Source organism: Stenotrophomonas sp. 96582_Sma, from assembly GCF_056480905.1.
The window spans coordinates 572,207-584,667 of the sequence record NZ_CM151122.1; the positions used below are offsets into that span (position 1 = coordinate 572,207).

The 12,461-nt window shown below is 65.2% G+C and carries 11 protein-coding genes; 3 read left to right on the forward strand and 8 right to left on the reverse strand.

Annotation, left to right across the window (positions count from 1 at the left end):
* Complete coding sequence (locus ACZK2R_RS02620; protein ID WP_049424915.1) at nt 1–630, forward strand: CoA transferase subunit B; 630 nt, start codon at nt 1–3, stop codon at nt 628–630.
* On the opposite strand, the gene ACZK2R_RS02625 is transcribed toward ACZK2R_RS02620, so the two are convergent.
* Nucleotides 624–3,446, reverse strand: a complete 2,823-nt coding sequence (locus ACZK2R_RS02625; RefSeq protein ID WP_180837594.1) for an HAD-IA family hydrolase — start codon at nt 3,444–3,446, stop codon at nt 624–626. The genes ACZK2R_RS02620 and ACZK2R_RS02625 overlap by 7 nt on opposite strands.
* A 160-nt stretch (nt 3,447–3,606) precedes the next feature.
* On the opposite strand from ACZK2R_RS02625, the gene ACZK2R_RS02630 reads away from it, so the two are divergent.
* Nucleotides 3,607–4,194 carry an alpha-ketoglutarate-dependent dioxygenase AlkB family protein gene (locus ACZK2R_RS02630; protein WP_032127995.1) on the forward strand — a complete coding sequence of 196 codons (588 nt, stop codon included), beginning with the start codon at nt 3,607–3,609 and terminating at the stop codon, nt 4,192–4,194.
* Between the two features lie 4 nt (nt 4,195–4,198).
* Here the strand turns inward: ACZK2R_RS02630 and ACZK2R_RS02635 are convergent, their stop codons facing one another.
* From ACZK2R_RS02635 to ACZK2R_RS02650, 4 genes are read right to left on the reverse strand one after another with little or no spacing between them, the layout of a single operon-like run.
* Nucleotides 4,199–4,840: an ABC-type transport auxiliary lipoprotein family protein gene (locus ACZK2R_RS02635; protein WP_032127996.1), complete on the reverse strand. Its 642-nt coding sequence runs from the start codon at nt 4,838–4,840 to the stop codon at nt 4,199–4,201.
* Nucleotides 4,837–5,763, reverse strand: a complete 927-nt coding sequence (locus ACZK2R_RS02640; protein WP_014035909.1) for an MlaD family protein — start codon at nt 5,761–5,763, stop codon at nt 4,837–4,839. The genes ACZK2R_RS02635 and ACZK2R_RS02640 overlap by 4 nt, the downstream gene beginning before the upstream one ends.
* Nucleotides 5,764–5,766: 3 nt before the next feature.
* Complete coding sequence (locus tag ACZK2R_RS02645; protein ID WP_121504842.1) at nt 5,767–6,594, reverse strand: ABC transporter ATP-binding protein; 828 nt, start codon at nt 6,592–6,594, stop codon at nt 5,767–5,769.
* Between the two features lies 1 nt (nt 6,595).
* Nucleotides 6,596–7,717, reverse strand: coding sequence for an ABC transporter permease (locus tag ACZK2R_RS02650; protein WP_478487749.1), 1,122 nt, complete (start codon nt 7,715–7,717; stop codon nt 6,596–6,598).
* A gap of 92 nt (nt 7,718–7,809) precedes the next feature.
* Here ACZK2R_RS02650 and ACZK2R_RS02655 point away from each other — a divergent pair, with 92 nt between their 5' ends.
* Entirely contained in the window at nt 7,810–9,069 is a 1,260-nt protein-coding gene (locus ACZK2R_RS02655) for a threonine/serine exporter family protein (protein WP_049398420.1), read from the forward strand.
* A 116-nt stretch (nt 9,070–9,185) separates the two neighbouring features.
* On the opposite strand, the gene ACZK2R_RS02660 is transcribed toward ACZK2R_RS02655, so the two are convergent.
* The 3 genes from ACZK2R_RS02660 to ACZK2R_RS02670 all read right to left on the reverse strand — a co-directional run bounded on the left by ACZK2R_RS02660 (nt 9,186) and on the right by ACZK2R_RS02670 (nt 12,438).
* Nucleotides 9,186–9,578 (reverse strand): H-NS histone family protein, encoded by a 393-nt coding sequence (locus ACZK2R_RS02660; protein WP_065179138.1) that lies wholly within the window; start codon nt 9,576–9,578, stop codon nt 9,186–9,188.
* A gap of 222 nt (nt 9,579–9,800) precedes the next feature.
* On the reverse strand, nt 9,801–11,504 hold the full coding sequence (locus tag ACZK2R_RS02665; protein WP_180837596.1) for a proline--tRNA ligase: 1,704 nt from the start codon (nt 11,502–11,504) through the stop codon (nt 9,801–9,803).
* 559 nt (nt 11,505–12,063) lie between these two features.
* Nucleotides 12,064–12,438, reverse strand: a complete 375-nt coding sequence (locus ACZK2R_RS02670; RefSeq protein WP_100437948.1) for a DUF4124 domain-containing protein — start codon at nt 12,436–12,438, stop codon at nt 12,064–12,066.
* Nucleotides 12,439–12,461: the final 23 nt, after the last annotated feature.

The window sequence follows — 12,461 nt, forward strand, 5'->3', positions numbered from 1 at the left end:
ATGGCGTGGACCCGCGATGAGATGGCGGCACGCGCCGCCCGCGAACTGACTGATGGCGCCTACGTGAACCTGGGCATCGGCCTGCCGACCCTGGTCGCCAACCATATTCCCGAAGGCGTGGATGTGTGGCTGCAGTCGGAGAACGGCCTGCTCGGTATCGGCCCGTTCCCGACCGATGCCGAAGTGGACGCCGACCTGATCAACGCCGGCAAGCAGACCGTCACCGCACGTGCCGGTGCCAGCTACTTCGGCAGCCACGACAGCTTCGCGATGATCCGCGGCGGCCACGTCAACCTGGCCATCCTCGGCGCCATGCAGGTCACCCATAAGGGCGACCTGGCCAACTGGATGGTGCCCGGCAAGATGGTCAAGGGCATGGGCGGCGCGATGGATCTGGTGGCCGGCGTGCAGCGCGTGGTGGTGCTGATGGAGCACACCGCCAAGAACGGCGAGCACAAGATCCTGACCGAATGCACGCTGCCGCTGACCGGTGTGGGCGTGGTCGACCGCATCATCACCGATCTGGCCGTGTTCGACGTGACGGACAAGGGCCTGCTGCTGGTGGAAGCCGCGCCGGGTGTCAGCGATGAAGAACTGAAGGAAAAGACCGGCGTCGCGTTCCGTCAGTAAGGCCTGCTCACGGCTACATTGCCACGGCCACTGAAGTCGTCTTCGGTGGCCAAATCCTGCAGCCAGGTGCCTGCCTGCCAGCTTCCCTCGGCAAGCAGGCGCAGTGGTTCCAGCACACTCCGTTCATCGAGCGTGATGCTGACAACGTCCGTGCCGACCGCCGAGCAGACATCACTGATGAATGCGAGCGCGCCAGTCTGCACTGCGGCGAGAGCTTCCAGTCCACGCTCCCCCAAGGTCTGTTCGCCGAACTCGCCGTGCACCACTCCACTCATGTCGCGGAAGTAGCCGTTGAACTGACCGTGCGGGGCACTTAGCAGTGCTTCCAGCAAGAGGTCGTGCTGAAGGATCAAGGATGAGCCTGAGGGATCCTGGCGGCCGTCGAAGTAGCGCGCTTCAGCCCAGCCCAATCCGTCCAGCTGCTTGGCCGTTTCCCGCAAGGCGAAGTACTGGCCGCCAATCGGTTCGCCGCTAAGGCGGATCAGATTGCGCTGGATGGTTCCTGCATAACCCAGATCGACGACCATGGCTGGTTCGCCGCCAGTGGCCTCTGACAGGCGCGCTTGCCAGATCTGTCGGCTCTGCTCGGCCAGCTCAAGGAGGGAGGGAAGTGCAGGTTGCAGCCACAGCGAGACCGTGTCTGCCATTTCAGGCAAAAAGACGTCGCGCTCCAGCAGCGTAGAGTCAACTTGGGCAATCACGTCCATGGCCTGCGTGCCAAGGCGTGCCACAAGAAGTTGCCGCATGTTGCCGTTGAAGCTACCGGCCAGTACGGCAGATAGATCTGCATCCGCTGCCAGTGCCGGCAAGGCCGTGGAGCGCCGCGATGCAAGAAAATACTCTGTGCGCAGTGCTCGCATTCCGGAATGGACCTTGGCCAACAGCGTCCAAGCCTGCTCCAGCAGATGGCCTTCTCGAGCGAGCAGCAGGATTGAACCGATACCCCGCCGTTGGGCGGCAGTGGCGGTTGTCAACAGGAAATCAAGCAGGATGGGACCCAACACGCAGTAGCCCGTGTCTTCCGCTGCAAGTTGTGGCGTCGGGTACACGCGATGTGGGGCGGTGTCGGCTATGTACGTCAAACGATTGGCCAGCAACCCACGCCATAGCTGCTCAGGCCAAGGTGCCTGCGCTGCTGAACGATGGCGCAAGGTGCGCAGAGCGGGGACCATGTCGAACAGTGCGCCGGGACGTAGCACGTGGACCGGATTGATCAGGCCGGCACGTTGCGGCAGCTGGACATCAGAATGTTCATTGTCGCCCACATGCAGCCAATGATCCGGAGATATTGCCAACTGCTCCGCCCATCGCGCCCAGCTGTCGTCGGCATCCTTACGGTGCCCGGTTTCGCAGGAGATCCACCAGGTGTCGGTAATGGCTTCCACTGGTGGTGGCAGTATGCTGCGCAGTACAGCTGCGGGCAGGTACATGTCCGACAGAGCGATCAGCCGTTTTCCGGCCAACGTCGGTAGTGCTTCCAGAAGCCCCTGGCGCGGGCGCAACAGCTCCTGCTCTGTCTGCACTTCCAGTGCCAGCAGACGCTGGGCCATGGCGCCGTCAAGGTGCCCGATGCGTCCCACCTGCTGGTAGATTTCGGCCAGTTCCGGATCGCGGCCCAGACGTTGCCGTTCTGCGATTTCCGCGTCCTCCCGAATCTCGGCGAACGCAGTCAATCCCGATATGCGTTCAGCACGAAGTGCCAGCAGTTGGCGCGCGCCATTTGGCGTCGTGAAGGGGCGCAGAACCATGGTGTCGAATACATCCAGCGTCACCACCCTGGCTTCGATGCCCGCCATCCGTAGTTGCTCTGCCAGCGGATACCTGAAGGCAGCACCGGCATTTCGCTCACCTTCGGTGGCCATGTGGCGACTGCCATCGGCCGGCAGTACGCCGATTCGATAGCCACGATCGCGAGCGATCAATGCGAAAAGACGTTCGATCGCATGCTGCAGAGTGCCATCGATCTGGCCCTGCTCTGCGGGAAACTCATCCAACGAAAGTCTCAGCTCGAACAGTGGCCGCAGGGCATCCACTCGCGCCCAGAACATCGAGCCGGCGGGGTAATCGAAGTAGCCGGTGCCGTCCCACCCCAGACCCAGGCGGGCGCACAAAGCGTGACCTATTGAAGCGTTGGAAAGCCAAGTATGTGCCCATGGCGGTAGTGACGCATGGGTTTCCGGATAGACCAGCCCCAAATCCGGGGCCGCCTGCAGCACGCCAAGCAACCAAGCCAGGCGATCGTGGTCACCAAACAGCGATGCCAGTAGATAGCGTCGCCACTGTTCCTGGGTGCTACCGGTGTAAAGCGATTTCTTGGTGTGTACGTGGCCCACCACGTCCAGCTCACGGATGCTGGTTTCAAATGCGAGCATCAGTGGCGCGATGTCGCGGCCACGGTTGGCTACCTTCGCTACCTGCAGGTCGATCAGCTTGGGAAGCTGCCCAAACCGTGCACGAACCTGCTCTGCAGCGACGTCATCCACCACCGAGACCATAAGCCGATAGGGAACTGGCATCTGTTCCAGCGACGAGGCCAGCTCTTCAATCAGGTCCGGATAGAAGACATGCGCCATCACTCCGACCTTCAATGAAATCAGCTCCAGTGGGACTGGTGCTGGCAATGGTGTGTCGCATACTGGTGGAGTACTCGCGTGATGAGTTGCGCCGGAAGTGCGCACGCGGCGCAGCAGTCCACCGATACCCATGACACGTGCAATCTTCAGTGCGCGACGGACCACCGACCAGAGCCCCGGCAATCCGCCTCCGTGGCGCTGAACCGAGCGTTGGATTGCATCAAGGTAACGACGGAGCTTCACCGTTCACTCCGTTGGTCAGATGCAGAGCTGGACTGGCTGGGTTTAAGGCGCGGCATCAGTTGAATTGGAAGGATAGGTCGAGATGGAGCATTGTCCCGTCTGTGACTGAACCGGGCAAATCGGGCAAGCTGGAGCTGATTTCATCTGAAGACATGGCGCCATGCTGTTCCCTCACGACCTGCCCGATGCCGATGTCCAGCACCTGCCGGGCTGGCTGGCCGCGACCGATGCCGACCGGCTCCTGTCCGTGCTGCAGGCCGAAGTCCCCTGGGAAGTCCACCGCATCCGCATGTTCGGCAACTGGGTGGATTCGCCGCGGCTGAGCTGCTGGATCGGCGATCCGCAGGCGCGCTACCGCTATTCGGGGGCTGAATTCGTGCCGCACTTCTGGCCACCCGCGTTGCAGGCCATGCGTGATCGCCTGCAGGTGGAGGGCCTCGGCCGCTTCAACAGCGTGCTGCTGAACCGCTATCGCGGCGGCGGTGATTACATGGGCTGGCACAGCGATGACGAGCCGGAGCTGGGGCCGGCCCCGGTGATTGCTTCGCTGAGCCTGGGCGCGGCGCGGCGCTTCCTGCTACGCCGGCGCGATGACCCGGCGCGGAAGGCCGAGTATCTGCTCGGCCACGGCGATCTGCTGGTGATGGCCGGTCAGACCCAACAGTTCTATCAGCACGCGCTGCCGAAGATGGCGCGGGTGCAGGGCGAGCGGATCAACCTGACGTTCCGCTGGATCACGCCGCGCTGATCGATCAGCGCGCGACGGTCGGCTGGTCGGCCTGCCCGCTGGTCAGCGTCCAGCCCACCATCTCCTGTGCCAGCTGCTGCAGGCCGCGCTCGAAGGCCGCGGTCACCGCCGGTACGTCGGTGCTGCCGACCGGCTGCGCCTGGCGGAAGGTGCGGTCGGCGACCACGCGCTGGTCGGCGACGTGGATCAGCTTGGCGTTGACCTCGATCACCACCGTCGGCGTGGCCTGTCCCTGGTAATCCGATTCGAAGCGGCGCACGTCGGTGGACAGCTTGTAGTCGGCGCGGATGCCGGCGGTGCTGCGGGCCACGCCGCGGATGCGGCCGGAATCCTCGAAGCCGCGCAGCAGGGTGTCCTCGATCATGTCGGTGGCCGGCTGCGCCCAGCTGGCGCCCTTGTAGATCTCCAGCTGCGATGGCGTCGGCCGCACGTTGATGCGCGGGCTGTCGACCATGCGCGCGGCGCTGGGTTTGGCCAGTACCAGCTGCCAGCTGGCCTGTGGCCACGCCGGGTCCGCCTTGACCTGCACGGACGGCGAGTACAGCGTCACTGCGGTTTTCTCGCTGCTGCCAAGGATGGAGCAGCCGCCCAGCAGGGTGACCATCGAAGCGGCCAGCAGCAGGCGCGGAAGGGTGGTCGGGCTCATTTGGGTTCGAACTCCTTCGGTGCGTCGCGGCCCAGCAGGTAGCGCGCGGGGTTGTTCTCGAGGCGGTCGCTGACCCGGCGCAGGTCGCGGATCAGGCCGCGCAGTTCGGTCAGCGTCGGGCCGAGCTGGCCGAGGCCATCGTTGGCGAAGCTGTTGATGGCAGCGCGGTTCTCGCCAAGGATCGAATCGGCGTTGCCTGCGGCCGAATCAAGCTTGGCCAGAGTGCCGTCGAGCTTGTCGATGATGCCCGGCAGCTGCTGCACCAGGTTCTTGTCCAGGCGCTCGATGGTGCCGTTGGTGGTCTTCAGCGTGGTGTCCAGGCTGCGCGCGGCGTCGCGCGCGCTGAGCAGCAGCGCCTGCGTGCCCTGGTCACGGTCGGCCAGACCACCGCTGATGGTTTCCAGGTTGGCCAGTGTCGCGTTGATCGAAGCCACGTTGCGGTCGCTGAGAATCTGGTCCATGCGCTCGACGATGCGGTTGGCGACGTCGGTGATGTTCTGCAACGCCGACGGCGTGGTCGGGATGATCGGCGCCGGGTCCTTGTTGACCGTGGTCAGCGCCGGCGACTGCGGCGTGCCACCGCTGAGCTGGATGATCGACGGGCCGGTCAGGCTGGTGATCGCCAGCTTGGCGCGGGTATCGGTCTTGACCGGCGTGTTGGAGTTCAGGCGGATGCGCGCGACCACCTGGCGCGGGTCGTCCGGTACCAGGTTCAGTTCGGTGATCGAGCCCACCGCGATGCCGTTGTACTGCACCGGGCTGCCCACAGACAGGCCGGTCACCGCTTCGCGGAACACCACGCGGTATTCCTGCCAGGTGCGGTCGGAAGAGTACTTGGCGGCCCACAGGCCGAAGGCCAGCAGGGCCAGGCCGGTGATCAGGGTGAACGCGCCGATCAGCACGTAGTTGGCTTTGGTTTCCATGGCTCAGGCACTCTCGATCTGTTCGCCACGCGCGGCACGCGCGCGGGGTCCGTGGAAGTATTCCTGGATCCACGGATGATCCAGTTTCTCGATGTCAGGCAAGGGCGCGTTGGCCACCACCCTGCGGTCGGCGATCACCGCGACCCGGTCGCAGATCGCGTACAGCGTGTCCAGGTCGTGGGTGATCAGGAACACGGTCAGTCCCAGCGCTTCCTGCAGGGTCTTGATCAGGCGGTCAAATGCAGCCGCACCGATCGGGTCGAGGCCTGCGGTCGGTTCGTCCAGGAACAGCAGCGGCGGATCCAGCGCCAGCGCTCGGGCCAGGCCGGCGCGCTTGCGCATGCCACCGGACAACTGCGAGGGCAGCTTGTTGATCGCATCGGCGGGCAGGCCGGCCAGCTTCACCTTCAGCAGCGCCAGCTCGTAGTGCCAGCGCTCGGGCAGTTCGCGATGGTGCTCCTTCAGTGGCACCTGCACGTTCTCGCCCACGGTCAGCGAGGAGAACAGGGCACCGTCCTGGAACAGCACGCCGGTGTTGCGCTCGATGTGCAGGCGGCTCTCAGCATCGTCGGCACGCGCGTCGCGGCCGAGCACTTCGATCTGCCCGGCATCGGGCACGCGCAGGCCGAGGATCGAACGCATCAGCACCGATTTGCCGGTACCCGAACCACCCACCACGCCCAGGATCTCGCCGCGGCGTACATCCAGGTCCAGGTCCTCATGCACGGTCTGGCTGCCGAAGCGGTTGACCAGCCCGCGCACGCGGATGGCCAGCTCGTGGCCGTTGTCGTCCTGCATGGGAATTTCTTCGGGCGTCGCATGCGTGCTCATGTCACCAGTCCATGTGCATGAACCACAACGCCGCGAAGGCGTCGATGATGATCACCAGCGAGATGGTCTGCACCACGCTGGAGGTGGTGCGTTCGCCGACCGACTGCGCCGTGCCTTCGACCTTCAGGCCTTCCAGGCAGCCGATCAGGCCGATCACCAGCGCGAACACCGGCGCCTTCGACAGGCCGACCAGCATGTGGCGCACTTCCATCGTCTCGTGCATGCGCGCGATGTACATCTGCGGCGGAATATCCAGGTCGAACGCACCCACCGTGATGCCGCCGGCCAGACCGGCGACCATGGCGATGAAGGTCAGCAGGGGCAGGGTGACCAGCAGCGCCAGCAGCCGTGGCAGCACCAGCAGGTCGATTGGATCCAGGCCCAGAGTGCGCATCGCATCGATTTCCTCGCGCGCTTTCATCGCACCGATCTGCGCGGTGAAGGCGCTGGCGGTGCGGCCGGCCAGCACGATCGCGGTCAGCAGTACCGCGAATTCGCGCAGGAAGGCGATGTTGACCAGTTCGACCACATAGATCTCGGCGCCGAAGTCGCGCAGGATGGTCGAGCCGAGGAAGGCGATCACCGCGCCAACCAGGTAGGACAGCAGTGCCACCAGCGGTACCGCGTCCAGCCCGACCTGCTCCATCTGGTGCACGGTGGCGGTCAGACGGAAACGGCGGGGTTCCTTGACCAGGCGTGCGGCCTTGACTAGGTTCTCGCCGAGGAAACTGCACAGCGCTTTGATGTTGTGGCCGGTGGCATGGACCCTGACACCCAGCCGTTCCAGCGCGGCCAGCACGCCGAAATCGCGCTTGGGCCTGGGCCGGTCGTCGGCCACTTCCTCGATGGTGCACACCAGCGCCTGATGGTCCGGGCGGAACTTCAGTGCGTCTTCGCCGAGGTCGGCACGGTGGGCTACGCGCAGCACCTGCAGCACGCCGGCCGAATCCATCTTCTCGATGGCGGTGGCATCGATGCCGGTCAGCGTGTCGGGAACGCCGCGCAGCACTTCGGCCGCGGCCAGCGCGGTCTTCAAGGTCCAGGTGCCGGACAGGCGGATCACGCCCGGGTCATGGGCATCCTGTTCGAGCTGGGGGGCGTGGTTCGGGGTCACTTGGGCCATTCGGGTCGCAGCATAACCGTTCTGTATTGGGCATCGCGTCGAACTCGGATGAATTTCTCCGGTAAGGCCCAGCCTAGGTAATACTACGGCGCATGTCCGCAGACGCTCACACGATCCCCACGCCCCAGGCCACCTACGCGCAGCGCGTGGCCTTCGTTTCCGAGATCGCCGGACGCCTGCACAGCTACGGCACAACGGCCCAGCGCCTGGAAACGGCAGTGGTGGCACTGGCCCGCCAGCTCGATCTGGATTGTGAACCGTGGTCGAATCCCACCGGTATCATCCTCAGCTTCAGCGACCCTGCGCAGGCGATCGGCTCCAGTGACATCACCCGCGTGATCCGCCTGGCCCCCGGCGAGAACGACCTGCACAAGCTCAGCGTGGCCGATCATATCGCCGAGGAAGTGGCCAACGGGCGGATGAGCATCGCCCAGGGCCACACCGCGCTGCGCCAGCTGGACAAGGATCCGGGCCGGCGCGGCAAGCTGCGCACCATCCTTTCGTTCACCCTCGGCGCGGCCGGTGTGGCCGGCATGTGGAAGCTGCCGTGGCTGGACATTGCCACCGCCGGTGTCATTGGCCTGATGATCGGCCTGCTCGGCATGGTCACCGACCGTCGCCCGGCCACCCGCGAAGCCGCCGAGGCACTGGCCGCGCTGCTGGCCGGCCTGGTCGCCACCCTGGTCGCGTCCTTCATCGGCGCGCTCAATCTCAACACGGTGATCATCGCCTCGCTGGTGGTGCTGCTGCCCGGCATGTCGCTGACCAATGCGGTCAATGAACTGGCCAGCCAGCACTGGGTGTCGGGTACCGCGCGCTTTGCCGGCGCGCTGACCACCATCATGAAGCTCAGCGTCGGCGCGATGATCGCGGTGACCCTGGCCGACGTGCTCGGCCTCGATCCGGTGATCCGCGCCACGCGTCCGCAGGGGCCGTGGGTGGAGTGGGGCTCACTGCTGACCGCGGCGTTTGCCTTCGCGATGCTGTTCAAGGCCAACCGCCGCGATTATCCGTGGGTGATCGCGGCCTCGGTGGCTGGTTATGCGATCTCCAAGTTCGGTGGCCACGCCTGGGGCGCGCCGGCTGGCATCTTCCTGTCGGCGATGCTGCTGACCGCCGGTGGCAATCTGTTCGGCCGCCTCGTCGGCCGCCCGGGCGCAATCATCCGCCTGCCCGGCATCATCATGATGGTGCCCGGCAGCACCAGCCTGCGCGGCGTGCTGACCCTGGTCCAGCAGCAGGACGTGGGCGCCGGCCAGAGCGTGTTCCTCACCGTGCTCAACGTGGTGATGGCGCTGGTCGCTGGCCTGCTGTTCGGCAACCTGCTGATGCCGGCCCGCAAAACCCTGTAATCGCCCTCTGGGCTGCTTCCTGTGGATGTGGACCGTTGGTCCACACCCCTTTCCTTTCCGGGGAATGAAAAAACGCCGGCTTTCGCCGGCGTTTTTCATTGCATCCCGATCCGGCCTCAGGCCTTCTTGATCAGGAAATCTTCCGGCTTCTTGTTGCCCTTGGCGGTCAGCTCGGCCATCCAGCGCGGCTGCTTGCCACGGCCGGTCCAGGTTTCCTTCGGATTGGCCGGGTTGCGGTACTTCGGCGCAACCTTGCCCAGCTTGCGGCCAGCGGTCTTCGACGGTGCCTTGGCAACCTTGGCAACCTTGGCCACCTTGCGCGCGCGCGGGGCCGGGGCGTCGCCGAACAGTTCCTCGATGGTGTAACCCTCGGTCTTGGCCAGCTTGGTCAGCTGTGCCCGGACCTTGGTGATCGGCCGGCGCTTGGCGACGATGGTCTGCTGCTTCTTGGCGGTGCGGATCAGGGCGCCCAGCTCGCGTGCCGACAGGCCGGTCAGGTCAATGCTCATTTACGGTTACTCCGGAAACTAATAAGTGGACGGGACGAGCCAGTCCCTGGCGTCGCGGGACAGAATAAAGATGAATTAATCGCAGCACAAATGCAGACCGGTCATGGCCTGGCAGCATCCCGGCTGCATTGCGTCGATTTTGACCGGATTATGTCCGCTGCAATATTGCTCAAATGGGCGTCAGGCAAAAAAAGACCGGGGCATGCCCCGGTCTTTTCCTGATCAACCCTGCAGGCGCTGCAGCAGGGTGGCCTTGTCCAGGCTTTCCGCTTCGCTGGCACGACGCGAGCGGTACTCGTAGGTGCCGGCGGCCAGACCACGTTCGCTCACCACCACGCGGTGCGGGATGCCGATCAGTTCCATGTCGGCGAACATTGCGCCCGGGCGCAGGCCACGGTCGTCGAGTGCCGCGTCCAGGCCCGCATCGCGCAGCTCCTGCAGCAGGTTGGCCGCGGCGTCGGCCACGGCGGCGTCGCCCTTCGGATTGATCACGCACACCACCACCTGCCACGGCGCCATCGCGTCCGGCCAGATGATGCCGGCATCGTCATGGTTCTGTTCGATCGCGGCAGCCACCACGCGCGAGATACCGATGCCATAGCAGCCCATCGCCATCACCGCCGCCTTGCCGTTCTCGTCCAGAACGGTGGCATCCAGCGCTTCGGCGTACTTGCGGCCGAGCTGGAACACGTGGCCGACTTCGATGCCACGGGCGATCTTCAGTTCACCACCGTCCAGCGCGCGGTCACCGGCACGCACGTTGCGGATGTCGGCCACTTCCGGTTCCGGCAGGTCGCGGCCCCAGTTGACGCCAGCCAGGTGGAAACCGGCTTCGTTGGCGCCGACGACGAAGTCGGACATCGCCGCCACTTCGCGATCGGCCACCACGCGGATGGCCTTGGCCGGGGCGACCGGGCCGAGGAAGCCCGGCACGCTGCCCAGGTGCTCGGCGATTTCCGCCTCACTGGCGAAGCGCTGTTCGTCCAGGCCGGCAACCTTGGCCAGCTTGATCTCGTTGACCTCATGGTCGCCGCGTACCAGCAGCAGCACGAACTGCTGTGCCTTGCCTTTGCCGGCGATCAGCGCCACCGATTTCACCGTGCGCTGCAGGTCGATGCCGAGCAGCGCCGCGACATCCTCGCAGGTTTTCTGGGTGGGGGTATCGACCTTGCGCATGGCTTCGCTGGCGGCCGCACGCGGTGCCGGATCGGCAGCGATCGCCGCTTCCATGTTGGCCGCGTAGTCCGAACCGGTGGAGAACACCAGCGCGTCTTCGCCGGAATCGGCGATGACGTGGAATTCCTGCGAGGCATCACCGCCGATCGCGCCGGAGTCGGCCTGCACCATGCGGAAATCCAGGCCGAGGCGGGTGAAGATACGGCTGTAGGCCGACTTCATGTTCTCGTACTCGCGCACCAGGCACTCATCGTGCAGGTGGAACGAATAGGCGTCCTTCATCAGGAACTCGCGCGAACGCATCACGCCGAAGCGCGGACGGATCTCGTCGCGGAACTTGGTCTGCACCTGGTAGAAGTTCACCGGCAGCTGCTTGTAGCTGGACAGCTCGCTGCGCGCGAAGTCGCAGGCGGCTTCTTCGGCGGTCGGGCTGTAGCAGAACACCTGGTCCTTGCGGTCCTTGATCTTCAGCAGCTGCGGGCCGAACTTCTGCCAGCGCCCGGTCTGCTCCCACAGTTCCTTCGGCTGGATGGTCGGGATCTGGAATTCCACGGCACCGGCGCGGTCCATTTCCTCGCGCACGATGCGCTCGACCTTGCGCAGCACGCGCAGGCCCAGCGGCGACCAGGTGTACAGGCCCGATGCCAGCTTGCGGATCATGCCCGCGCGCAGCATCAGCCGGTGGCTGGTCAGCTCGGCGTCGCTGGGGGTTTCCTTGGTGGTGTGCAGGTGAAACTGGGAGAGGCGCATCGTCGGCTTCGGATAACGGCAGAGACGCCTATTCTGCCAGCCCGGCCGGGGGGAGGGGTATCGGCAGGGCTGCGCCCTGCACCCGCCTCAAGCAACGTCAACTGCAACTGCAACAGCGGGCTTCCCGTGGGATGGCGGGGTGGGTCCGGTTGCGGGGGACGCCGTAAATACGTCCCTGTGGCTCGGTCGCGCCATCCATGGCGCTCACGCCCTCGCAACCGGACCCACCCCGCCTTCGACAGTTTTCCGCGATCTGCCGCCCTTTTGTAGGGCCGAGCCATGCTCGGCTGCTGTTCGATCAATTCTCGAACTATTCGATTTCCATGGAGATTCATCCACGCATGGCGTGGATCTACTGACCACCGGGAATCTGTCGGGGGTGGGGCGGTGTCGGATTGCGGGGTGTCAGCCGCATGGATGCGGCTGCCAAGCCTACAGGGACGTACTTGCGGCGTCCCCGCACTCCGACACCGCCCCGCCATTCCACGGAATGCCCGCTTTTGACGTTGCCCTTGCCATTGCCTCTGCGGGTGCAGGGCTGCATGCCCTGCCGATACCCTTACTCTGCCGGGCAGTAGGCCTTGATGGCGGCTTCAGCCAATCCCTTCTGCGCGCTGCGCTGCTCCGGAGCCAACGGGGTATCGGCCTTGCCATCACCATCGGTGTCCTGCATTACCTGGCCGCCGCCGTCCAGCAGGGCCAGGTTGGCGCGGGCGGTGCTGCACTGCTCGGGCACCGGCGCGGCCGGGGTCTCGGCGCTGGCCGCCGCCTGGGGACTGCGCGCCTGCGCCCGGGTCTCGAACTTCCTGCCCGCCGGCGGGGTCTCCGAATACTGGGTCACGCCATTGGCGTCCTTCCATTTGTAGACCGGGCCGGCCACGGCGTTGGCACTGGCCAACAACAGCAGGCATCCAAGGCAGGACAGGGCACGCATGGCAAACTCCACGGAATGGGCGT

Bases quoted from the DNA above. Each gene is read 5' to 3' on its own strand.
- ACZK2R_RS02620 (WP_049424915.1), top strand. From the start codon at position 1: ATGGCGTGGACCCGCGATGAGATGGCGGCACGCGCCGCCCGCGAACTG.
- ACZK2R_RS02630 (WP_032127995.1), top strand. From the start codon at position 3,607: ATGCTGTTCCCTCACGACCTGCCCGATGCCGATGTCCAGCACCTGCCG.
- ACZK2R_RS02635 (WP_032127996.1), bottom strand. From the start codon at position 4,840: ATGAGCCCGACCACCCTTCCGCGCCTGCTGCTGGCCGCTTCGATGGTC.
- ACZK2R_RS02640 (WP_014035909.1), bottom strand. From the start codon at position 5,763: ATGGAAACCAAAGCCAACTACGTGCTGATCGGCGCGTTCACCCTGATC.
- ACZK2R_RS02645 (WP_121504842.1), bottom strand. From the start codon at position 6,594: ATGAGCACGCATGCGACGCCCGAAGAAATTCCCATGCAGGACGACAAC.
- ACZK2R_RS02650 (WP_478487749.1), bottom strand. From the start codon at position 7,717: ATGGCCCAAGTGACCCCGAACCACGCCCCCCAGCTCGAACAGGATGCC.
- ACZK2R_RS02655 (WP_049398420.1), top strand. From the start codon at position 7,810: ATGTCCGCAGACGCTCACACGATCCCCACGCCCCAGGCCACCTACGCG.
- ACZK2R_RS02660 (WP_065179138.1), bottom strand. From the start codon at position 9,578: ATGAGCATTGACCTGACCGGCCTGTCGGCACGCGAGCTGGGCGCCCTG.
- ACZK2R_RS02665 (WP_180837596.1), bottom strand. From the start codon at position 11,504: ATGCGCCTCTCCCAGTTTCACCTGCACACCACCAAGGAAACCCCCAGC.
- ACZK2R_RS02670 (WP_100437948.1), bottom strand. From the start codon at position 12,438: ATGCGTGCCCTGTCCTGCCTTGGATGCCTGCTGTTGTTGGCCAGTGCC.